Annotated in this window: 1 protein-coding gene; it reads left to right on the top strand. The window is 33.7% G+C overall.

The genetic code is table 11. The features are described 5' to 3' along the window. Positions 1 to 261: AarF/UbiB family protein (locus AOA62_RS30565; RefSeq protein ID WP_256592510.1), on the top strand; the 261-nt coding region annotated here is incomplete at both ends.

The following is a 261-nucleotide window of genomic DNA, read 5'->3' as shown; positions in this document are numbered from 1 at the left end:
ATTTTGGTGTTTTAAAAACAGGGGAAGAAGTAGCTGTCAAAATACAACGACCAAATGTAGAGAAGGTTATAAAAGCTGATTCAGAAATACTTCAGCAATTAGCAATTCTGGCTGAAAGTAGATTAGATTGGGCGTCAAGGTATCGTATAAAGGATATTATTATGGAATTTTCTAAGGCGATAATGGCGGAACTTGATTATACAGTGGAAGGACGAAACACAGATAGAATTTCAAAACAATTTCAAGTTGATAATACAGTAT

It is taken from the genome of Pseudomonas sp. 2995-3 (assembly GCF_002742565.1).
In the GTDB taxonomy this organism is placed as follows: domain Bacteria; phylum Pseudomonadota; class Gammaproteobacteria; order Pseudomonadales; family Pseudomonadaceae; genus Aquipseudomonas; species Aquipseudomonas edaphica.
The sequence above is the reverse complement of the archived record's forward strand: the minus strand, read 5'-3'. Positions and strand labels throughout refer to the sequence as shown.